Origin of the sequence: Proteus sp. LHD240705 (assembly GCF_047921555.1) — a bacterium.
Lineage (GTDB): Bacteria > Pseudomonadota > Gammaproteobacteria > Enterobacterales > Enterobacteriaceae > Proteus.
On the sequence record NZ_JBLRMI010000001.1, the window covers coordinates 60,887 to 82,505 of the forward strand.

General features: G+C 37.9%; 22 protein-coding genes and 1 other annotated feature. Of the genes, 19 read left to right on the top strand and 3 right to left on the bottom strand.

Annotated features, from left to right (window positions below; translation table 11 throughout):
- Positions 1–316: 316 nt before the first annotated feature.
- The 3 genes from ACNART_RS00340 (at position 317) to ACNART_RS00350 (ending at position 3,529) form a co-directional block, all read left to right on the top strand.
- Positions 317–1,897, top strand: a complete 1,581-nt coding sequence (locus ACNART_RS00340; RefSeq protein ID WP_349443036.1) for a colicin E3/pyocin S6 family cytotoxin — start codon at positions 317–319, stop codon at positions 1,895–1,897.
- Between the two features lie 14 nt (positions 1,898–1,911).
- Entirely contained in the window at positions 1,912–2,166 is a 255-nt protein-coding gene (locus ACNART_RS00345; protein ID WP_198625553.1) for a colicin E3-like toxin immunity protein, read from the top strand.
- A 691-nt stretch (positions 2,167–2,857) separates the two neighbouring features.
- Positions 2,858–3,529: a transglycosylase SLT domain-containing protein gene (locus ACNART_RS00350; protein ID WP_349443035.1), complete on the top strand. Its 672-nt coding sequence runs from the start codon at positions 2,858–2,860 to the stop codon at positions 3,527–3,529.
- Here ACNART_RS00350 and ACNART_RS00355 read toward each other — a convergent pair.
- Positions 3,526–4,239 (bottom strand): MarC family NAAT transporter, encoded by a 714-nt coding sequence (locus tag ACNART_RS00355; protein ID WP_099075216.1) that lies wholly within the window; start codon positions 4,237–4,239, stop codon positions 3,526–3,528. The two genes, ACNART_RS00350 and ACNART_RS00355, sit on opposite strands and share 4 nt — an antisense overlap.
- A gap of 99 nt (positions 4,240–4,338) precedes the next feature.
- Positions 4,339–4,932: a GNAT family N-acetyltransferase gene (locus tag ACNART_RS00360; RefSeq protein WP_198619692.1), complete on the bottom strand. Its 594-nt coding sequence runs from the start codon at positions 4,930–4,932 to the stop codon at positions 4,339–4,341.
- A 263-nt stretch (positions 4,933–5,195) separates the two neighbouring features.
- Here ACNART_RS00360 and ACNART_RS00365 point away from each other — a divergent pair, with 263 nt between their 5' ends.
- Complete coding sequence (locus ACNART_RS00365) at positions 5,196–5,534, top strand: tRNA-binding protein (RefSeq protein ID WP_088495790.1); 339 nt, start codon at positions 5,196–5,198, stop codon at positions 5,532–5,534.
- A 96-nt stretch (positions 5,535–5,630) separates the two neighbouring features.
- Complete coding sequence (locus tag ACNART_RS00370) at positions 5,631–6,320, top strand: AraC family transcriptional regulator (protein ID WP_109372519.1); 690 nt, start codon at positions 5,631–5,633, stop codon at positions 6,318–6,320.
- Positions 6,321–6,324: 4 nt separating this feature from the next.
- On the opposite strand, the gene ACNART_RS00375 is transcribed toward ACNART_RS00370, so the two are convergent.
- Positions 6,325–6,765, bottom strand: a complete 441-nt coding sequence (locus ACNART_RS00375; protein ID WP_349443034.1) for a PACE efflux transporter — start codon at positions 6,763–6,765, stop codon at positions 6,325–6,327.
- Between the two features lie 380 nt (positions 6,766–7,145).
- Between ACNART_RS00375 and thrS the strand changes: the two genes are divergently transcribed.
- The 14 genes from thrS to arnD all read left to right on the top strand — a co-directional run bounded on the left by thrS (position 7,146) and on the right by arnD (position 21,618).
- Positions 7,146–9,074, top strand: coding sequence for a threonine--tRNA ligase (gene thrS / locus ACNART_RS00380; protein ID WP_349473355.1), 1,929 nt, complete (start codon positions 7,146–7,148; stop codon positions 9,072–9,074).
- Between the two features lie 3 nt (positions 9,075–9,077).
- On the top strand, positions 9,078–9,617 hold the full coding sequence (gene infC, locus ACNART_RS00385) for a translation initiation factor IF-3 (protein ID WP_036937410.1): 540 nt from the start codon (positions 9,078–9,080) through the stop codon (positions 9,615–9,617).
- Positions 9,618–9,711: 94 nt separating this feature from the next.
- Positions 9,712–9,909: a 50S ribosomal protein L35 gene (rpmI, locus tag ACNART_RS00390; protein WP_004263702.1), complete on the top strand. Its 198-nt coding sequence runs from the start codon at positions 9,712–9,714 to the stop codon at positions 9,907–9,909.
- Positions 9,910–9,951: 42 nt separating this feature from the next.
- Entirely contained in the window at positions 9,952–10,308 is a 357-nt protein-coding gene (gene rplT, locus ACNART_RS00395) for a 50S ribosomal protein L20 (protein WP_006537111.1), read from the top strand.
- A gap of 107 nt (positions 10,309–10,415) precedes the next feature.
- Positions 10,416–10,539, top strand: a sequence feature (Phe leader region).
- Positions 10,417–10,464 (top strand): pheST operon leader peptide PheM, encoded by a 48-nt coding sequence (pheM, locus tag ACNART_RS00400; RefSeq protein WP_120655563.1) that lies wholly within the window; start codon positions 10,417–10,419, stop codon positions 10,462–10,464. It overlaps the preceding feature by 48 nt.
- A gap of 99 nt (positions 10,540–10,638) precedes the next feature.
- Positions 10,639–11,622: a phenylalanine--tRNA ligase subunit alpha gene (gene pheS / locus ACNART_RS00405; protein WP_023582383.1), complete on the top strand. Its 984-nt coding sequence runs from the start codon at positions 10,639–10,641 to the stop codon at positions 11,620–11,622.
- 14 nt (positions 11,623–11,636) lie between these two features.
- Positions 11,637–14,024 (top strand): phenylalanine--tRNA ligase subunit beta, encoded by a 2,388-nt coding sequence (gene pheT / locus ACNART_RS00410; protein ID WP_416303406.1) that lies wholly within the window; start codon positions 11,637–11,639, stop codon positions 14,022–14,024.
- Between the two features lie 4 nt (positions 14,025–14,028).
- A complete protein-coding gene (gene ihfA / locus ACNART_RS00415; RefSeq protein WP_023582381.1) occupies positions 14,029–14,325 on the top strand; it encodes an integration host factor subunit alpha in 297 nt (98 codons plus the stop codon).
- A gap of 380 nt (positions 14,326–14,705) precedes the next feature.
- A complete protein-coding gene (btuC, locus tag ACNART_RS00420; protein ID WP_349443031.1) occupies positions 14,706–15,722 on the top strand; it encodes a vitamin B12 ABC transporter permease BtuC in 1,017 nt (338 codons plus the stop codon).
- 1 nt (position 15,723) lies between these two features.
- The gene (locus ACNART_RS00425) at positions 15,724–16,473 is read left to right on the top strand and encodes an ATP-binding cassette domain-containing protein (RefSeq protein ID WP_198619634.1); all 750 of its coding nucleotides are present in this window, start codon (positions 15,724–15,726) and stop codon (positions 16,471–16,473) included.
- A gap of 133 nt (positions 16,474–16,606) precedes the next feature.
- On the top strand, positions 16,607–17,752 hold the full coding sequence (arnB, locus tag ACNART_RS00430) for a UDP-4-amino-4-deoxy-L-arabinose aminotransferase (RefSeq protein WP_109372452.1): 1,146 nt from the start codon (positions 16,607–16,609) through the stop codon (positions 17,750–17,752).
- Complete coding sequence (arnC, locus tag ACNART_RS00435; RefSeq protein ID WP_196533292.1) at positions 17,753–18,733, top strand: undecaprenyl-phosphate 4-deoxy-4-formamido-L-arabinose transferase; 981 nt, start codon at positions 17,753–17,755, stop codon at positions 18,731–18,733.
- On the top strand, positions 18,733–20,715 hold the full coding sequence (arnA, locus tag ACNART_RS00440) for a bifunctional UDP-4-amino-4-deoxy-L-arabinose formyltransferase/UDP-glucuronic acid oxidase ArnA (protein ID WP_109372450.1): 1,983 nt from the start codon (positions 18,733–18,735) through the stop codon (positions 20,713–20,715). The genes arnC and arnA overlap by 1 nt, the downstream gene beginning before the upstream one ends.
- A gap of 9 nt (positions 20,716–20,724) precedes the next feature.
- Entirely contained in the window at positions 20,725–21,618 is an 894-nt protein-coding gene (gene arnD, locus ACNART_RS00445) for a 4-deoxy-4-formamido-L-arabinose-phosphoundecaprenol deformylase (protein WP_109372449.1), read from the top strand.
- Position 21,619: the final 1 nt, after the last annotated feature.

The following is a 21,619-nucleotide window of genomic DNA, read 5'->3' on the forward strand; positions in this document are numbered from 1 at the left end:
TAATAATTTGGCTGTTTTTATTTTAGTCAATTTACCTTTTTATGCTGAGCGATTTTAATTTTAGTGCTACTTATTGTGAGTGAGATAGAAGAAGCACAGAAAGAGGAAGAAGAACTCAGACAAAAAGGAAAGGAAGAAAATCATGATACCAATAAGACACCAGAAATTGATAACTGATTAAATCTACTTAGCTTAAGGATGAGTTAGTTTTTAATGATGATTATTCCGAACATAACCGAAATAAGATTATTGCCTCATAATTTATACTGTATTTAAATACAGGTGTTATGTGTTTCTAATATAAAAAGGAGTTTATATGAGTGACTATGATGATAATGATATTCGTATTGAAATCACTGATGGTATTAGTAGTTCAAATGATAATTCTGAATATACTGATAATGACCGTGATGATAGAGAAGATAATGAAACTGGAAATCACGAGAAAGAGAGCGGAGGTTATAGCGAATATTATGACGATAATATAAATTTAAGTGAGAGCCCTGAAGCCGCCTCAGTTATTCCCGTAGGTAGTACCGTATTTCTATTCCCACTAAAAAATGGGGTACTTAATTTTACTATTGCTAGTGGTAATTTAAGTGCAACTCAAACAGCTATTACAACGGCGTTTAATTTTGCTAAAAATAATGTCGCACAATTAGTGAGTAAAGCATCATTATTAAATCGTTTTACGCCATGGGGAATTGCAATTGAAGGTTTAATGCCAAATAACAATATAATGACTACTAAGGAGGAAATGGCATTATTAAATAAGCATGGTTTTTTACATATTTATGATGAAAAGAAGACCTATCAGGTATCGACATTACCAGCATCAGTGATTGCTACTGAAATAGGGAGATTTATCAAAGAAAAGCAAGTTGTGGTTGATACCTATATTACTTCTGCTTTTGATGAAATTAAACAAAAACAGAAAACAGTTATTTCTGTTAACGGATCACTCTCAGTACCCATTGTTCAAGCTAAACCAACAGGAATGCAAGGTATTTATACAGCAGAAATTATTCCTAATATGAAGCCTGTAAAAATTAAGCTTGAACAAGAAAAAGAATGGAAGAAGCAACGAACTGTAGTGAATACTCAGCCTCCAGTATCACAGTATCTTCCTTCTATTGAGCTAAAAAATTATCATGCTATTGTTGATTTTGGTAATGATAATGAACCTCTATATGTTTCAATTAGTGAGCAACTTTCTCAAGAAGATGAAAAAAAACTGATAGAGCAAGCGAAAAAAGATTGGATTGCGCTTTATCCTCTTGAAGCGGCAAAACAAGCTTTAAATGAAGCTATTATTGAGTTAGACGTTGCGAAGAAGAAAGAGGATACATTAAAGGTAAATGTTGCCTCATTACAAAAAACATATGAAGCTAAAAAAGCGGAATATGATGAGTGGTTAAAAAAATATTCTTCATTACCTGCCAATGCAATCAAATTAGTTTATAACGCGAAGGTTAAAGAGCCTGAAATAGCGCTAAATGAAGCGAGAAAAGCGCTAGCGATAGCAGTTGAGAGTCGCAAAAAAGCTGAGAGCAAGAAAAAAGCAGCTGAAGATAAGGTCAATGAGGCTAAGGATAAAAAACGCCAAGGTGTCAGAGAAAAAGGTCATGATTATCACCCAGCACCGAAGACTGAAGAAATTAAAGGGTTGGGTGAGCTAAAAGAAGGAAAGTGGAAAACGCCTAAACAAGGCGGAGGTGGTAAACGTGCGCGCTGGTTCGGAGACAAAGGCCGTAAAATCTACGAGTGGGACTCTCAGCATGGTGAACTGGAGGGGTATCGAGCCAGTGACGGACAGCATATCGGCGCCTTTGATCCGAAAACCGGTAATCAGATAAAACCGGCTGATCCAAAACGTAATATCAAAAAATATTTGTAAGGAGAATAAATATCATGGGATTGAAAGTACATTTACAATGGTTTGATAAAAAAACGGAAGACTTTATTGGAAAAGAATATTCAACAGATCTGGGTGATGATGATACGGTTATTGAACAAACCGTTAAGCCGACAGAAAACATCATCAATAACGGCGGTTTTGATGTTATTTCTGCGTGGGTTCCTTATCTGCAGAAGCACCTTAAACATAAAATTGAGCTAAATAAATACGATTACCAGGTAGCATTTGATTACCGTGATAAGTGGTAATGAACAAACGTATATAATATTAACTAGTATCGTTTTGAAAGCCTCTTAACGGAGGCTTTTTGTTCTAAGTGAATACTAAAAAAAGTCAGTTATTTAATTAATCTTAACACATTCGCCTTCAATAAAATCTCCTCCGCTATTTTCATATTTCACAACATGGCATTCCCCCTGCAATCCATAACGACTAATGACATAATGAACATCAGGATGAATTACTTAGTCTCGGTATTTGTTTTGTCGCCTCTCGTAACGGGATATCTTTTCTAATAAGCCATCCTTAACAACACCATCTAGTGTTTTGTAAGTAGATTCGAGAATCTTTTTCTTGTTAAAAGAATCCTATCCTTTAAGCATTAAGCTACATCAGAAACCTCAAAAGGAGGGGAGCCTATTTCACCAGCTACTCATGCAAGATTCTCAGGCTTAAATAATTCCATTATCTTTTTTTCTTTCTGGGTTCGCTTCATGAGGTTCATCTCGGATCTAGTTAGTTTTTGGATAGTATGGAGAGTATAATAGAAGAGCTAATTTGAGATAAAACGCACACACTAGAAGTCGTAATAGATTGATTTATTTCTCATGTTTTGCCATATTTTAGCATGCATTTTTGAATGAAAATAGAATAATATATCTATAAATTATTGATATATAAATATATCTTCGTACAACCCTTTATGCAAAAGGATAAAACGTGAAAGTAAACATCATCTTTTCTTTGGCAATTTTGCTTCTTGCTGGTTGTGCTGATCATGTTCGTCAACCTGTTCAAAAAGAAACATCACGATTCTTAAGCCAAAAACCAGTAGAGAACCGCGTTAATAATGCTTCAATTTCAACGGCACAATGGAAATCAACACCTTTTGATAACCATATACAGCAAGCATCAAGCCGTTACGATGTTGATGAAACATTAATTAAGGCGATTATCCAAGTTGAATCAAACTTTAGACCTGAAGTTATTAGCAAATCAAATGCAGTTGGGTTAATGCAAATTAAAGCATCAACTGCGGGAAGAGATGTTTACCAAAATAGAGGTAAGGCAGGGCAACCAACAACGGCTCAACTAAAAGATCCCGCCATTAATATCGATTTGGGTACAGCTTATATTCAATTATTAAGAGAGCGTCACCTTGTTGGTATTGCCGATCCTGAAACTCTTTATTACGCCACTATCCTTGCTTATGTAAATGGCGCAGGCGCTTTATTAAGAACATTTGATAAAGATAGAGATAATGCCATCGCTAAAATTAATTCAATGAGTGCGGATGATTTTTATCGTTATGTCGAAAAAAATCATCCAGCTTCTCAAGCGCCGCGTTATTTAGCAAAAGTGAGAGCGGCTTACCATGCAGGTGATAATTAATCTGGCAAATTAGCAGCGGCTTGAGCCTGTTTTAATAAAGCAGGCAAATCAGCAATAATTTCAAGAACGCCATTGATCATAAACTGAACGCCCATACAGATTAATAAAAATCCCATTACGCGAGAAATAGCGTCAATACCGCTGTGGCCTAAATACTTCATAATGCTGGTGGAGCCACGAAGTGATACCCAAACAATAACGCTAATTAAAAAGAAGCTTGTCACAGGGGCGATATACAATACCCATTGTGCAATATCAGTACGTGAGGGAATTGAAGCCGCCGTACTGATTATCATTGCAATTGTTCCGGGACCCGCTGTACTTGGCATTGCTAAAGGAACAAAGGCAATATTAGGTTCTTTGGGATTACGATGTGGATTGTTATCGTCTGAAATAGGATCATCGACATTAGGTGTATTTGGAAACAGCATACTAAAGCCAATAAAGGCAACTATCATTCCGCCTGCAATACGAAGACCGGGGATCGAAATACCAAAGGTTGTCATTATGATCCGTCCCGCATAGAACGCGATGGTCATAATAAGGAAAATATACACACATGCCATTAAGGATTGTTGATTACGTTGTTCCTTTGTCATATTGCCTGAAAGGCCAAGCCAAAGAGCAACAGTCGTTAATGGATTAGTTAAAGGCAAAAGCAAAATAAGACCAAGACCGATAGCCTGAAAAAACTGGTAAACAGAGTGCATGGAATATAAAAGCTCCCAATAACAGGTAATTAAGGAGTAATTATGATAACAAATTAAACGAGATAAAAGTTATTTTCCTCGTAATATTCTTAATGTTTATTAGTATTTTTTCATAAGCCATTCTAAATGCATTTTTACCGATCCCCAGTCATAATCAGTAATGCTATAAACGCAAGTATCTCTTTTTTGTCCCGTCGTCGTTAATCTATGATTACGTAAAATACCATCCAGTTTTGCACCAAGTCGTTCAATCGCTCTACGGCTAGTTTGATTTAATATATGAGTACGAAATTCAACAGCAATGCATTGCAAGTCTTCTAAGGCATATTTAAGTAAGAGATATTTAGCTTCAGTGTTTATTCCTGTTCTTTGTACTTCTTTGGTATACCACGTTGAACCAATTTCTAATCTTGGAGTTTGGCTATCAATATTCATAAAGGTTGTTATGCCAACCACACGGCTATTAGCTTTAGAAATAATGGTAAAAGGCAACATTAATCCTTTTTGTTGTAACTGAAGTTTATGCTCAATATCGCGTTGTAATTCTGTTACTGAAGGAACGGTGGTATACCAAAGCTCATCGGGTCTATCTTTTTCAATTAGTTCATAGAGTTCTGAGTAGTGTTCCATACTTAGGGGCACTAAACGCACAAGTTTTCCTTCTAATGTTGTCCACTCTGTTATTTTTTTCATCATAAATATTCTCTGGGGGGAATAAAAACACATTTCTTAAGAATACTTTTTATACATAACAAATTTATGAATTGATATGGTTATTTAAAAGGTTATTAAAAAGTAGATAAATTTCAGAATGATGAAAATAGAGAAAAAAGAGTGTGAGTGACTCTTTCTCAATAGAGAATGATTGTCTCACCACAGGTGAGCCAGCATCATGCGTGTTAATCTATAATTCAGTAATAGTGATATAACCATAAACACAATAGATTGGTAAAAAAATGACAGATTTAATTGAATGGGATGATTTTTTACGAGTAGAAATGAGAGTAGGAACGATTATTAGCGCAGAAATAAATAAAAAAGCGAATAAACCTGCTTATGTTATGGAAGTTGATTTGGGCGAATTAGGTATAAAGCGTTCAAGTGCTCAAATTACGGTAAACTATACACCTGAAGAGCTTGTGGGACGTCGTATTTTATGTGTATGTAATTTTCCAGTTAAACGCATTGCAGGTATAAAATCTGAAGTTTTAATTACAGGGGCACCTGATGAAACAGGAGCAATTGTATTGGCTGAGTTTAACTTACCTTTACCAAATGGCTCGCGTTTAGCGTAAATAAGTATCTTGATAAGACACTCTTAAATAGTGATGTTCGGCTGAGTTTTGATATAGTAATTATTCAATAGCAGGATGGATATAAAGGAGTGTCTTTTGTTATTACCTCAATTGCATTTGCGATGTTATACACAAGAGACGGTATCTCATCAGCATGATAATTTATGGCAGATTATTTTCGGGCTTTCGGGTTCGATGGAAGTTAATTTCAATCGAGAAGATTTTCTGATTTCCAATCAAAACTGTTTGATTATCCCTCCAACTATTCATCATGCCTTTTCAGGCAATATAGATAATAAAAATCTTATTCTAGAACTCCCTGCAACGTCTCAATGGCAATTAAGTGAGAAAGGTGGACAATTTGTGTTATCACCAGCAGCCATTGGTTTATTAGAGTGGCTACATCAATATCCTCAACCTCCAGATCAATATTCAACGATCACACGTTTATTACTCGCTCAAATGAAAATACAAAAAGGTTGGCGCGATAGTTTGGATGCTTGGTTAGTGAATAAATTACATACACCATTAACCACATATGATATTGCTTGCGCTTTTAATACGTCAGTGAGTACGTTACAACGAAAAATGAAAGCAGAGGTGGGAGTATCTGTGATGCAATATGTCACTCAACAGCGACTTAGCAAAGCCGCTGAATTATTAAAATACACATCAGTAAATATTGAAAATATTGCTTTAGTTGTAGGATATGACTCGCATTCTGCATTTAGTCAGGCATTTCGCCAATACTTTAATAAAAGTCCTACTGAGTATCGACAAGATTAAGCCATTACACCACTTTATTTCCTGTTGAATAAACTCGAGGGCATAATTTATCGAAGGCGAGTGTAAATAAATAAGTATAGACAAAGAAGAACACTAATATCGTGATTTCCATACTAATTGCTTTGATAAAATCCACGTTATACCACCACATATAAAGTGGAATGGTAAAGAAGAACAGACCTAATTCAAAACTTATTGCATGAGTAAGCCGTACCATAACGGTACGCTTTTTGATTTTTAGTTTTGATTCAATTAATTCAAAGAAAAAATTAAAAATATAATTCCAAATCAAGGCAATAACAGAAACAGCGATTGCAACGGGTAGTGAATTATGTGATTGGCTTTGGCTTAATATCGCTAGTAAAACAGTGCTTAATAAAATCGCAAGAGTTTCAAAGGTAATAGCATAGACTAATTTACGAGAGCGGGGCTTTAGATAAAACACGTTACATACCTTATATATTAACAATGAAGATTCTGGTCCGCCCTAGAGAATGTTATTTTAAAAGCCACGGTTTCCGCTTGCTCGTTATGGTAGTCAAATTAAAGAAAAAATTCTATCTATCTCCCTGTATTAAAAAAAGAGATGTTAAAATTACCGATGAGATAAATGTATAAATCTTTATAGTCTGTGATAATATCCCCCCTGAGTTACGATAAGGCTCAGTGATGCTATGGATATTTATAAAATAAATATGTGTACATAACTGTGTACAAACCTCGCGAGGTAAAGTGAGAAATTGTCGTAACGTACTGAATATATATGAAATAAAAAGCTTACAAGTGATCTTGCGTATGGGTCACCACTGTAAATAAGGATTTTAAATGCCAATTATTACTCTTCCTGACGGAAGCCAACGTCAATTTGAAAATGCAGTTTCTGTCATGGATGTCGCTGCAGATATCGGCCCTGGACTTGCGAAAGCATGTATTGCAGGCCGTGTTAATGGTGAGCTGGTAGATGCTTGTGAATTAATCGAACATGATGCAAATCTGGCGATTATCACCGCAAAAGATGATGAAGGTCTTGAAATTATTCGTCACTCTTGTGCCCACTTATTGGGACATGCAATTAAACAATTATGGCCACACACCAAAATGGCGATTGGTCCTGTTATTGAAAATGGATTCTACTACGATGTCGATTTAGACCATTCGCTAACACAGGAAGATTTAGACACTCTAGAAAAACGCATGCTAGAGTTGGCGAAAACAGATTATGACGTTATTAAAAAACGCGTAAGCTGGGCTGAAGCTCGTGAAACATTTGTTTCTCGTGGTGAAGACTATAAAGTTGCTATTCTTGACGAAAATATTAGCCAAGATTCTCAACCAGGTCTTTATCATCACCAAGAATATGTTGATATGTGCCGTGGACCACACGTTCCAAACATGCGTTTCTGTCATAACTTCAAATTACAGAAAATCGCAGGTGCATATTGGCGCGGTAACAGCGATAATAAAATGCTACAACGCATTTATGGTACAGCTTGGGCTGATAAGAAACAGTTAAAAGCTTACTTAGATCGCTTAGAAGAAGCGGCCAAACGTGACCACCGCAAAATTGGTAAACAGCTTGATTTATATCATATGCAAGAAGAAGCGCCGGGTATGGCTTTCTGGCATAATGATGGCTGGACTATTTTCCGTGAGTTAGAAACATTTGTACGTTGTAAATTAAAAGAATATGATTACCAAGAAGTAAAAGGTCCATTTATGATGGATCGTGTTCTTTGGGAAAAAACAGGTCACTGGGAAAACTACAAAGAAAACATGTTCACAACATCTTCAGAGAACCGTGAATATTGTATCAAACCAATGAACTGCCCAGGTCACGTACAAATCTTCAAACAAGGTTTACGTTCTTACCGTGATTTGCCATTACGTATGGCTGAATTCGGTAGTTGCCATCGTAATGAACCATCAGGTGCATTGCATGGTTTAATGCGTGTTCGTGGCTTTACACAAGACGATGCGCATATCTTCTGTACTGAAGAACAGATTTTAAGTGAAGTAAATGACTGCATCAAATTGATTTATGATGTATATTCTACTTTTGGATTTGAAAAAATCGTTGTTAAGCTGTCTACTCGCCCAGAAAAACGTATCGGTGAAGATGCATTATGGGATATTGCTGAAGCAGACTTAGCAAAAGCCTTAACTGATAACAATATTGAATTTGAATATCAGCCAGGCGAAGGGGCGTTTTATGGCCCTAAAATAGAATTTACACTTTACGATTGTTTAGATCGTGCATGGCAGTGTGGTACAGTTCAATTAGACTTCTCACTACCAGGTCGTTTAGGCGCATCTTATGTTGCCGAAAACAACGAGCGTAAAGTACCTGTTATGTTACACCGAGCAGTGCTGGGATCCTTAGAACGTTTTATTGGTATTCTGACAGAAGAATACGCAGGATTCTTCCCAACTTGGTTAGCACCACAGCAGGTTGTCGTGATGAATATCACGGATGGACAGGCTGATTATGTACAAAAACTCGTCAAAGAATTGCAAGATGCCGGAATTCGTGCAAAAGCAGACTTGAGAAATGAGAAGATTGGCTTTAAAATTCGTGAACATACTTTACGTCGTGTTCCGTACATGCTTGTCTGTGGAGATAAAGAAGTTGAATCAGGCAAAGTGGCGGTTCGTACTCGTCGAGGAAAAGACCTTGGCAGTATCGACGTTAACGAATTTAAAGAAAAGCTTCTGCAAGAAATTAGAAGCAGAAGTCTTCATCAGTTGGAGGAATAAGGTATTAAAGGCGGAAAAAGAATTCAATCAACGCGTCAGAATCGCATCAATGGTGAGATTCGCGCTCATGAAGTTCGTTTAACAGGTTTAGATGGCGAACAGATTGGAGTTGTTAGTCTGAAAGAGGCTCTTGAGAAAGCCGAGGAAGCAGGTGCTGATTTAGTTGAAATTAGTCCTAATGCCGAGCCGCCGGTTTGTCGTATTATGGACTACGGCAAATTCCTCTATGAGAAAAGTAAGACTCTCAAAGAACAGAAAAAGAAACAAAAAGTTATTCAGGTTAAGGAAGTTAAATTCCGTCCTGGTACAGATGAAGGCGACTATCAGGTCAAACTACGCAACCTGATTCGTTTTCTTGAAGATGGCGATAAAGCCAAAGTCACACTGCGTTTCCGTGGTCGTGAAATGGCACACCAACAAATCGGTATGGAAATGCTTAACCGTATCCGTGAAGATTTGGATGAACTGGCTGCTGTTGAATCTTTCCCTAATAAGATTGAAGGGCGTCAGATGATCATGGTGTTAGCGCCGAAGAAGAAATAGTCGGGCAATTCAAGTAATAGCGTCAGCCTTTAAAGGCTGATTGCTATTCGCCTTATTATTTTATGTTATTAACAATGCGAAGTGGATTATAGAAATGCCAAAGATTAAAACAGTACGCGGCGCAGCTAAGCGCTTTAAAAAAACTGCTGGTGGTGGCTTCAAGCGCAAGCATGCTAACCTCCGTCACATTCTGACTAAAAAGTCAACTAAGCGTAAACGTCATTTACGTCCAAAAGGCATGGTCTCTAAAGGAGATTTAGGTCTGGTCGTAGCTTGCTTACCATACGCATAAGTATCACTTTTTTAACAGAATATAGACATTTAGGAGTTTAATATGGCTCGTGCTAAACGTGGTGTTATCGCCCGTGCTCGTCACAAGAAAATTTTAAAGCAAGCTAAAGGTTATTACGGTGCACGTTCTCGTGTATATCGTGTAGCTTTCCAGGCTGTTATCAAAGCTGGTCAATATGCGTACCGTGACCGTCGTCAGAAAAAACGTCAGTTCCGTCAGCTGTGGATCGCGCGTATCAACGCAGCAGCTCGTCAGAACGGTATGTCTTATAGCCGTTTCATCAATGGTCTGAAAAAAGCATCCATTGAAATCGACCGTAAGATTCTGGCTGACATCGCTGTATTCGACAAAGTAGCATTCGCTGCTTTAGTTGAAAAAGCGAAAGGTGCTCTGGCTTAATTATTTATTAAGCAATGGAAGAGGGAGTTTTCTCCCTCTTTTATTTTGTCTAAATCTGTGGCTTAATGATATAAATTCAATAAGTTAATATTTTAAGAGACATTACCAATGTTAAATATCGCTTTTTTCCGTTTCTTTTTTTACTTTAGCGCCTAATTCAAGGGGGCTTTTGCGCGTAAGAAAAGAAACGAAAAGTAGCGCCTGAGCCTCCAATATGGAGGCTTTTTTGTTTTCAGATCCCAATACTGGGTTAGAAACCAAAAAGGCAATTTTATTCGTCATCATTGATAACAACTAATAGACCTCATCAGGTCAAAGGAAGAGGAAACGATGCCACATCTCGCTGAACTCGTTGCTCAAGCTAAAGCAGCTATCGAAGAGGCACAGGATGTTGCTGCGCTGGATTCGGTTCGTGTTGAATACTTGGGGAAAAAAGGTCATTTAACGCTTCAGATGTCCACGCTGCGCGACTTACCCGCGGAAGATCGTCCAGCTGCAGGGGCTGTCATTAATCAGGCTAAACAAGAGGTTCAGCAAGCGCTGAATACTCGTAAAGATTATCTTGAATCAGCATTATTAAACGAACGTTTATCTGCTGAGAAAATCGATGTATCTTTGCCTGGTCGCCGTATTGAAAACGGTGGTCTACACCCAGTAACTCGTACAATTGAACGTATTGAAACTTTCTTTGGCGAATTAGGGTTTTCTGTAGAATCTGGCCCTGAAATCGAAGATGATTATCATAACTTTGATGCGTTGAATATTCCTGCACATCACCCAGCAAGAGCCGACCACGATACTTTCTGGTTTGATGCGAAGCGTTTACTGCGTACACAAACATCGGGTGTACAAATTCGTACTATGCAAGATAAACAGCCACCTATTCGCATCATTGCACCAGGTCGCGTATATCGCAATGACTACGATCAGACTCACACACCAATGTTCCACCAAATTGAAGGCTTAATTGTTGATAAAGACATTAGCTTTACCAATTTAAAAGGAACACTACATGATTTCCTAAAAAACTTTTTTGAAGAAGATATGGAAATTCGTTTCCGTCCTTCTTATTTCCCATTCACTGAGCCTTCAGCAGAGGTCGATGTAATGGGTAAGAATGGTAAATGGTTAGAAGTGTTGGGTTGCGGTATGGTTCACCCAAATGTATTACGTAATGTAGGTATCGATCCTGAAGTTTATTCAGGTTTTGCGTTCGGTATGGGTATGGAACGTCTGACTATGTTACGTTACGGTGTCACCGATTTGCGTTCATTCTTCGAAAATGATCTTCGTTTCCTCAAACAGTTTAAATAAGGTGGGATTATCTCATGAAATTCAGTGAACTTTGGTTACGTGAGTGGGTAAACCCAGCGATTAGTAGCGAAGCGCTTTCTGAACAACTGACAATGGCTGGCCTTGAAGTTGACGGCGTTGAAGCTGTTGCCGGTGATTTTCACGGTGTGTTTGTAGGTGAAGTTGTTGAATGTGGACAACACCCTAATGCCGATAAATTGCGTGTAACGAAAGTTAACGTAGGCGGTGACAGATTACTCGATATCGTTTGTGGCGCACCTAATTGCCGCCAAGGCCTAAAAGTTGCAGTTGCAACTGTTGGCGCTGTATTACCAGGCGACTTCAAAATTAAAGCAGCAAAACTTCGTGGTGAACCCTCTGAAGGTATGCTGTGCTCATTTTCTGAATTAGCTATTTCAGAAAATCATGAAGGTATTATTGAATTACCTGCTGATGCACCTATTGGCATGGATATTCGTGAATACTTAAAATTAAATGATAATGCGATTGAAATTAGCATTACACCAAATCGTGCGGATTGCTTAGGTATTTTAGGTGTTGCTCGTGACATCGCTGTTATCAACAAAATGGAATGCCAAGTACCTGATATGTCGCCTGTTGCGGCAACTTCTTCAGCAATATTCCCTGTGCGTGTTGAAGCGCCAGAAGCGTGTCCACGTTATTTAGGTCGTGTTTTCACTAATATGAATGTGAAAGCAAAAACACCTTTATGGATGCAAGAAAAGTTACGTCGTGGAGGCATTCGCTCTATTGACCCAATTGTTGATATCACCAACTTAATCCTACTTGAAATGGGGCAACCGCTACATGCGTTCGATCTTGATCGCGTTGAAGGTGCTGTTGTTGTTCGTATGGGTAAAGAAGGTGAAAAACTGACTTTACTTGATGGCAATGAAATTACATTAAAAGAAGATGTATTAGTTATTGCTGACGAAAAACAAGCATTAGGTATGGCTGGTATTTTCGGTGGTGAATCATCAGGTGTTAATGAAGAAACGAAAAATGTTTTCTTAGAGTGTGCATTCTTCTCTCCATTATCCATCACAGGCCGTGCACGTCGTTATGGCTTGCATACTGATGCCTCTCATCGTTTTGAGCGTGGTGTTGATTTTGAGCTGCAATACAACGCAATTGAGCGCGCAACTAAGTTACTGTTAGAAATTTGCGGTGGTGAAGTTGGTGAAGTGATTGATGTAACCAATAAAGCACATTTACCAAATATTGCACCAGTTAAATTAACACGTAAAAAATTAGACCGTTTATTAGGTCACGTAATTGATGATGCACAAGTTCTGGATTCATTAACTCGCTTAGGTTTCAACGTTTCTGTTGAAAATGATGGCTGGTTAGCAACAGTTCCTTCTTGGCGTTTTGATGTTCAAATCGAAGAAGATTTGATTGAAGAAGTTGCTCGTATTTATGGTTACAACAATATTCCAGATGTACCATTACGCGCTGATTTGGTAATGACTAATCATCGCGAAGCGAACTTGTCATTAAAACGCGTTAAAACAATGCTAGTAGACAACGGCTTCCAAGAAGCAATTACTTATAGTTTTGTTGATCCTAAGATCCAATCTTTACTACATCCAAATGAAGAAGCATTAATTCTGCCTAATCCAATTTCAGCGGATATGTCAGCAATGAGACTGTCTTTATTAACCGGATTATTGACTACGACTGTATATAATCAGAACCGTCAACAATCTAGAGTTAGGTTATTTGAAGCAGGTCTGCGTTTTGTTCCTGATAATCAAGCAGAATATGGAATACGTCAGGAACTTATGTTAGCTGGTGTGATCGCGGGCAACCGTAATGAAGAACATTGGGGTTTAGAGAAGCAAACTGTTGATTTCTTTGATTTGAAAGGTAATATTGAATCAATTCTGGAATTGACAGGCCAGCTAGATGAAATTACATTTAAACCAGCTAATCATTCAGCACTTCATCCGGGACAAAGTGCTGGGATTTATCTGAGAAATGAATATATTGGCTGTATTGGCGTTGTTCATCCAGAGCTTGAACGTAAACTTGACTTAAACGGTCGTACGGTAGTATTCGAAATACGTTGGAATGCAATTGCAAATCGCAGTTTACCACAAGCAAAAGCAATTTCTCGTTACCCTTCGAATCGTAGAGATATCGCTGTAGTTGTTCCGAATGATGTTGCTGCAGAGGATATTTTAGCCGAATGTAAGAAAGTTGGCGGAAATCAAATAGTTGGCATAAACTTATTTGACGTGTATTGTGGTAAGGGAGTAGCAGAGGGCTATAAAAGCCTCGCTATTAGCATAATCTTGCAGGATATCGAGCATACACTGGAAGAAGATGAGATTGCTGCAACAGTGAGTAACTGTGTAGCAGCATTGAAACAGCGATTCCAAGCATCCTTGAGGGACTAGACCTATGGCGCTTACAAAAGCTGAAATGGCAGAAAATCTGTTTGAAAAACTTGGTGTTAGCAAACGCGATGCAAAAGACCTTGTAGAATCCTTTTTTGAGGAAGTGCGTCGTTCTCTTGAAAATGGAGAACAGGTGAAGCTGTCTGGATTCGGAAACTTTGACCTGCGTGATAAAAATCAGCGCCCAGGTCGTAATCCGAAAACTGGGGAAGACATTCCTATTACAGCTCGCCGTGTTGTTACTTTCCGCCCAGGACAAAAGTTAAAAAGCCGGGTTGAGAGCGCAACACCAAAAGAATAAGATTTAAAAAACATCCAAAACGGCTTTCTTTGAAAGCCGTTTTTTTATCATTATTGTCTGTATTTAATTTTGATGATAAACGCATTAGGATGTTTATATTTATCGATATAGTCTGAATGGATATTTCTATTTGGATGGAAGGTTTTTATTTTTTCGTTATCTTTCTTTTTATTCTCATTTCTTATTTTGACTCTTTCTTTTCATCTCTTGCCTATATCAACACTGTGATAGTTAATTCCAGTTTTTTCTCCATTATTAGAGACTGGCTTACATGTTCTAAATTTAGTTTTTCATCATTGAATACGAACATGTTATGTTGCTAAAAAATTATTTTATAAATAAAAACAGTAAGAGCCGTTGTTGCATGGATAGGGAATGAAATGAATAAAGAAAAAGAAATAAATCCTCTGATTAAATTTACTAAAAGACAACGCATTGACGACAGAAAAAAGCTGTTTCTAATGACATTAGTATTATGTTTCTTGTTTGTTTTTTCCCTCTCTGTTGGTGAGATTACGTTATTTCCACATCAATGGTTAACAGATGAAGCCCATTTATTTGTTTGGCAGATCCGTTTACCAAGAATACTTGCAGTAGTGACTGTTGGTGCCAGCCTAGCAATTGCAGGCGCTATTATGCAGGCACTATTCCAAAATCCACTCGCAGAGCCAGGATTACTAGGAGTAAGCAGTGGTGCGGGAGTGTGTGTTGTATTAATCATTGTTTTACAAATTGGTTTAAGTCCTTGGTTAATAAGTAGTGCGGCGATACTCGGTGCATTAGGGATCACTCTCTTATTAATGTTTTTTACTCGCATAAGAAAACTGTCTAATGCTCAGTTACTATTAATTGGTGTGGCATTAGGTGTTATGGCAAGCGCGATAATGACTTGGCTGGTTTATTTCAGTTCAGCTTTGGATTTAAGACAATTAATGTATTGGTTGATGGGGAGTTTTAGTGGCATTGATTGGCGTCATCAAATCTTATTTTGGACTCTTATCCCTATTGTCTTAATTCTTATTCTACAAGCTGATGTTCTTAATTATTTATCTTTGGGTTCATTCAGAGCAAAGCAATTAGGTATATCCGTTAATCAATGGCGAAATTGGTTTATTTTAGCCGTTGGGTTATTGATAGGGCTGAGCGTTGCTTTAGCGGGCGCTATAAGCTTTGTAGGGCTTGTTGTACCGCATTTATTAAGACTATGTGGAATAACCCATTATAAAACGTTATTACCCGCGTGCGCGCTTGCTGGTGGCGGATTATTATTGCTTGCTGATCTGCTATCTCGCTTGATTTTAAATGGTGCAGAAGTTCCGATAGGAGTGATTACAGCAACGCTTGGTGCGCCTTTATTTATCTGGTTATTGGCAACAAAAGAGATGGGGCGTTTGTAATATGGCGTTACTTAAACTTGAGAATTTAAGTGTTAATAATCGACTTAACGCATTTACAGAACAAGTAAATTATGGTGAACGTGTTCACTTAATTGGCGCAAATGGCGCGGGAAAGAGCACACTTTTAATGGCAATCGCAGGAGAGCTTCCATTTAATGGTGAAATCATTCTAAACGAAACTTCAATAAGACATTATAAATATGATGATCTTTCTAGAATGCAGAGCATTGTTATACAACAATTGGAAGCTTTGTCATTTATGCCTGTTTTTCATTATCTCTCGCTATATCATAAATTGTCGAAAATGGATGTTCAGCAATTAAATATGCTGTTAAATGATTTTAAAATTGACAAATTATTGTCAAAAAACATTCATCATTTATCAGGAGGCGAATGGCAAAGGGTTAGAATTGTTGGTGCATTTATCCAATTATGGTCAAGTTATGATTTAAAAGGAAAATTAATATTACTTGATGAACCAACGAATAATTTAGATGTCGTACAGTTGGCAATTTTGGATAAATGGGTTGATAAATTTTGCCAACAAGGTGGTGCCGTTATTATGAGTACACATAATTTGAATCATTCTTATCAAAAAGCAGGCAGAGTTTGGCTCATAAAAAATGGATATTTGGTTAATTCTGGCGCATCTGCACTCTTATTGGACGAAAAATTATTATCAACTACATTTAATTCAAATATCAAGTGCATCAATGATGTTGATCATATTGATTGGCGGGTTTTGCAATAATATGACTATTGTTAAGCTTATCCCCAAGTAATTATTAAGGATTTTTTAATGTTTTCTTAATAAGACGGATGTCGGTGAACAATAGTTTGTATATAATTGTTTTTTATTCATTCATTAACTAGGCTACATTTTTATGAGTCACTTCCTTCCTTTCTCTCGCCCTGCGATTGGCGATGAAGAAATCAAAGCCGTTGAGGATGTACTGCGTTCAGGTTGGATTACAACAGGCCCTCAAAATCATCAATTAGAGCAAGATTTTTGTGAAAAATTTGGTAGCAAACATGCTATCGCAATTTGCTCTGCCACTGCGGGTATGCATGTTGTTTTAATGGCGATGGGAATTGGCGCTGGTGATGAAGTTATCACACCATCACAAACTTGGGTTTCGACGATGAACATCATCACATTACTTGGTGCAGAGCCAGTGATGATTGATGTTGACCGTGATACTTTGATGGTGAGTGCAGAAGACGTCAAAAAAGCAATTACACCTAGAACGAAAGCAATTATTCCGGTTCATTATGCGGGTGCACCTTGCGATCTTGATGCATTAAGAAAAGTTGCACAAGATGCAGGCATTCCTCTTATTGAAGATGCAGCGCATGCTATTGGTACTCGCTATAAAAATGAATGGATTGGTGAAAAAGGAACCTCTATTTTCTCTTTTCACGCGATTAAAAATGTAACTTGTGCAGAAGGCGGATTAGTTGTTACTGATAATGACGAATTAGCCAATAGAGTACGTTGCTTAAAATTCCACGGTTTAGGGGTAGATGCCTTTGATAGACAAATTCAAGGTCGTAAACCTCAAGCAGAAGTTGTTGAACCTGGCTATAAATACAACTTATCTGATATTCATGCAGCGATTGCTGTGGTGCAATTAGGGCGTTTAGATGAAATGAATGCTAAACGTGCTGAGTTGGTTGCACTGTATCGTGAAAAACTCAAAGATTCTCCATTAGAAATGTTGAGTGTCCCTGAATATTCACATTTACATGCAAATCACCTGTTTATGGTGAGAGTTGATAAAAATGCCTGTGGTATCGATCGTGATGCTTTTATGGAGAAATTGAAGCAAAAAGATATTGGTACAGGGCTTCATTTCCGCGCAGCGCACACCCAAAAATATTATCGTGAGCGCTATCCTTCTTTATCCCTTCCTCAATCAGAATGGAACTCTGCAACGTTATGCTCGCTGCCGCTGTTTCCTGATATGAGTAATGAAGATGTTATTCGCGTTGTAGATGCGATCAATGAAATTCTTTCGGAGCATATTTAAGTGTCAACATTTGATGAAATCAAGAAAGTATCGGTTGTAATCCCCGTTTATAACGAGGAAGAGAGCCTTCCTCAGCTTTTAGAACGTACAATTAAAAGCTGTAAACAATTAGAACAAGAATATGAACTGATCCTTGTTGATGATGGTAGTAGCGACAATTCAGCTAAGATGTTAGAAGAAGCGGCTGCCATTGAAGAAAATCACGTTATTGCAATTATTTTAAACCGTAATTACGGCCAACACTCCGCAATTATGGCTGGTTTTAATCAGGCTGATGGTGATTTAGTGATCACATTGGATGCTGATTTACAAAATCCACCTGAAGAGATCCCAAGACTTGTCGCGACTGCTGAAGAAGGGTATGACGTTGTCGGAACTCGTCGTCGTAACCGCCAAGATTCATGGTTTCGTAAAACCGCTTCAAAAATGATCAACTCAATGATCACTAAAGCAACGGGTCGCTCTATGGGAGACTACGGTTGTATGTTGCGTGCTTATCGTCGCCATATTGTTGAAGCGATGTTACAGTGTCACGAAAGAAGTACATTTATTCCAATTCTGGCGAACACATTCGCTCGTCGTACTATTGAAATTGATGTTGCACACGCAGAGCGTGAATATGGCGATTCAAAATACAGTTTTTTAAAGCTGATTAATTTAATGTACGACCTATTAACTTGTTTAACCACGGCACCATTACGTTTATTAAGCATTGTCGGCAGTGTGATCGCTGTATCTGGCTTTGTCTTAGCCTTACTGTTGATTATTTTACGTATTATTTTCGGTGCAATGTGGGCTGCTGAAGGTGTATTCACACTTTTTGCAATCTTATTTATGTTTATCGGTGCGCAGTTCGTTGCAATGGGCTTATTAGGTGAGTATATAGGCCGAATTTATAATGATGTAAGAGCGCGTCCTCGGTATTTTATCCAAAAAGTGGTTGGTATTAATAAACCCAACGAAGATCAGGAAAAAGACTAATGAAAGCAATAGTATTTGCCTATCACGATATTGGCTGTGTTGGTTTGAAAGCACTTGAAAAAGCAGGTTATGATATTCAGGCTGTATTTACCCACACTGACGATCCTAATGAAAATCATTTCTTCTCATCTGTTGCTCGTGTGAGTGCAGAAATGGGATTGACAGTATTTGCACCTGAAAATGTCAATCACCCATTGTGGATTGAACGTATTCGTGAAATGAAACCTGATGTCATTTTTTCTTTCTATTATCGTCACATGTTAAGTGATGAGATCCTGAATTTGGCACCAAAAGGCGCGTTTAATTTACACGGTTCTTTATTACCAAAATATCGTGGCCGCGCACCAATTAATTGGGCGATTGTGAACGGTGAAACAGAAACGGGTGTTACTCTGCATAAAATGACAGCGAAAGCTGATGCAGGTGATATCGTTGCTCAAGAAAAAGTCACTATTGCAGATAATGATACTTCTCTGATTTTACATGAAAAAGTAAGAGAAGCCGCTGATAAGTTACTTTCTAGCGCGTTGCCACATATTGCATCAGGTGATTATTCAACAACTGCACAAGATGAAAGCCAAGCAACTTATTTTGGCCGTCGTTGCGCTGATGATGGTTTAATCGACTGGAATGCAGATGCAAAAACAGTCCACAACTTAGTACGTGCTGTTACAGAACCATACCCAGGTGCATTCACTTTCTTAGGTGAACGCAAAATGATTATCTGGCGTTCACGCGCTATTGCTGATAATCAAGGCAAACGTCCTGGTACTGTCATTTCAACAGAACCTTTAGTGATTGCGTGTGCGAAAGGTGCAATCGAAGTTGTTACTGGTCAAAGTGAAAATGGTCTTTATGTTCAAGGAAGTCGTTTAGCGGCAGAAATGGGCATTGTGACTGATGTTCGCGTTGGACCCAAAGCAACGGCACAAGTAAAACGTCGTAAACGTGTTCTGATTTTAGGTGTGAATGGCTTTATTGGTAACCATTTAACAGAGCGTCTATTGAAAGATGATAACTATGATATTTATGGTATGGATATCGGTTCTTCTGCAATTGAGCGCTTTATTGGTAATCCACGTTTCCACTTTATTGAAGGTGATGTGAGCATTCATACAGAATGGATTGAATACCACATTAAAAAATGTGACGTTATTCTGCCATTAGTGGCTATAGCAACACCAATTGAATATACCCGTAATCCATTACGTGTATTTGAATTAGACTTTGAAGAAAACTTAAAAATTGTACGTTATTGTGTTAAATATAATAAGCGTATTATTTTCCCATCCACATCAGAAGTTTATGGTATGTGTGATGATAAAGAGTTTGACGAAGATAATTCACGTCTGATTGTTGGTCCAATTAATAAACAACGTTGGATTTACTCTGTATCTAAACAGTTATTAGACCGAGTTATTTGGGCTTATGGTGCCAAAGAAGGTCTTAAATTTACGTTATTCCGTCCATTTAACTGGATGGGACCTCGTTTAGATAACTTAAATTCAGCACGTATTGGTAGCTCTCGTGCAATCACACAATTAATTCTGAACTTGGTTGAAGGTTCTCCAATTAAATTGGTTGATGGTGGTGAGCAAAAACGTTGTTTCACTGATATTAATGATGGTATTGAAGCTTTATTCCGTATTATTGAAAACCGTGATAACAAATGTGACGGCCAAATTATCAATATCGGTAATCCAACTAACGAAGCAAGTATTCGCGAATTAGCAGAAATGCTGTTAGATTGCTTTGAAAAACATGAGTTACGTGGTCACTTCCCTCCATTTGCAGGCTTCAAGAAAATTGAAAGTAGCAGTTACTATGGTAAAGGCTACCAAGATGTTGAACACCGTAAGCCAAGCATTAAAAACGCAGAGCGTTTATTGGATTGGAAACCAAGTATTGAAACTCGCCAAACAGTAGAAGAAACGTTAGATTTCTTCTTACGTGGTGCAGTTGAAGAATTAGGCACTAAATAGGAATAAATAATGAAGAAAGTTGGTTTGAGAGTTGATGTGGATACTTATCAAGGAACGAAACAAGGTATTCCACAACTGCTGGATGTATTTGCCAGACATAACATTCATGCCAGCTTCTTCTTTAGTGTGGGTCCAGATAATATGGGGCGCCATTTATGGCGCCTTTTAAAGCCTAAATTTTTATGGAAAATGCTGAGATCTAATGCTGCATCACTGTACGGCTTAGATATTTTATTAGCAGGAACAGCATGGCCGGGTAAAAAAATTGCTAAAAATTTAGGTTATTTGATGAAAGAAACCCAAGATGCGGGGCATGAAGTTGGATTGCATTCATGGGATCATCAAGGCTGGCAAGCAAAAGTCGGGCGCTGGTCAACAGAAGAATTAATGCAACAAGTTCGTTTAGGTGTTGAAGCACTGGAAAAAGCACTTGAAAACCCTGTAAAATGTTCGGCAGTTGCTGGATGGCGAGCAGATGAACGCGTATTAACAGTGAAAGAAACTTTTCAATTCGATTACAATAGCGATTGTCGAGGAACGCATCCTTTTAGGCCCATTTTAGAAAATGGTTCTATCGGTACGGTGCAAATTCCAGTAACATTACCAACTTATGATGAAGTTGTTGGTACAAAGGTAAAGGATGAAGATTTTAATCAATTTATTATTGATGAAATCAAAAAAGACAGTGGAATACCTGTTTATACTATCCATACCGAAGTTGAAGGAATGTCAAAAGCCGCTCAATTTGAGCAGTTACTGGCAATGATTGCAAATGAAGGCATCGAATTCTGTCCGTTAAGCGATTTATTACCACTAGATAAAGAAACGCTTCCGATGGGTAAAGTTGTTCGATCTGACTTTCCAGGTCGAGAAGGCTGGTTAGGGTGCCAACAAGAGGTCTAAC

Excerpts from the sequence above, each read along its gene's own strand:
- ACNART_RS00340 (WP_349443036.1), top strand. The coding sequence starts at position 317 with ATGAGTGACTATGATGATAATGATATTCGTATTGAAATCACTGATGGT.
- ACNART_RS00345 (WP_198625553.1), top strand. The coding sequence starts at position 1,912 with ATGGGATTGAAAGTACATTTACAATGGTTTGATAAAAAAACGGAAGAC.
- ACNART_RS00355 (WP_099075216.1), bottom strand. The coding sequence starts at position 4,239 with ATGCACTCTGTTTACCAGTTTTTTCAGGCTATCGGTCTTGGTCTTATT.
- ACNART_RS00360 (WP_198619692.1), bottom strand. The coding sequence starts at position 4,932 with ATGAAAAAAATAACAGAGTGGACAACATTAGAAGGAAAACTTGTGCGT.
- ACNART_RS00365 (WP_088495790.1), top strand. The coding sequence starts at position 5,196 with ATGACAGATTTAATTGAATGGGATGATTTTTTACGAGTAGAAATGAGA.
- thrS (WP_349473355.1), top strand. The coding sequence starts at position 7,146 with ATGCCAATTATTACTCTTCCTGACGGAAGCCAACGTCAATTTGAAAAT.
- rpmI (WP_004263702.1), top strand. The coding sequence starts at position 9,712 with ATGCCAAAGATTAAAACAGTACGCGGCGCAGCTAAGCGCTTTAAAAAA.
- rplT (WP_006537111.1), top strand. The coding sequence starts at position 9,952 with ATGGCTCGTGCTAAACGTGGTGTTATCGCCCGTGCTCGTCACAAGAAA.
- pheS (WP_023582383.1), top strand. The coding sequence starts at position 10,639 with ATGCCACATCTCGCTGAACTCGTTGCTCAAGCTAAAGCAGCTATCGAA.
- pheT (WP_416303406.1), top strand. The coding sequence starts at position 11,637 with ATGAAATTCAGTGAACTTTGGTTACGTGAGTGGGTAAACCCAGCGATT.
- ihfA (WP_023582381.1), top strand. The coding sequence starts at position 14,029 with ATGGCGCTTACAAAAGCTGAAATGGCAGAAAATCTGTTTGAAAAACTT.
- btuC (WP_349443031.1), top strand. The coding sequence starts at position 14,706 with ATGAATAAAGAAAAAGAAATAAATCCTCTGATTAAATTTACTAAAAGA.
- ACNART_RS00425 (WP_198619634.1), top strand. The coding sequence starts at position 15,724 with ATGGCGTTACTTAAACTTGAGAATTTAAGTGTTAATAATCGACTTAAC.
- arnB (WP_109372452.1), top strand. The coding sequence starts at position 16,607 with ATGAGTCACTTCCTTCCTTTCTCTCGCCCTGCGATTGGCGATGAAGAA.
- arnA (WP_109372450.1), top strand. The coding sequence starts at position 18,733 with ATGAAAGCAATAGTATTTGCCTATCACGATATTGGCTGTGTTGGTTTG.
- arnD (WP_109372449.1), top strand. The coding sequence starts at position 20,725 with ATGAAGAAAGTTGGTTTGAGAGTTGATGTGGATACTTATCAAGGAACG.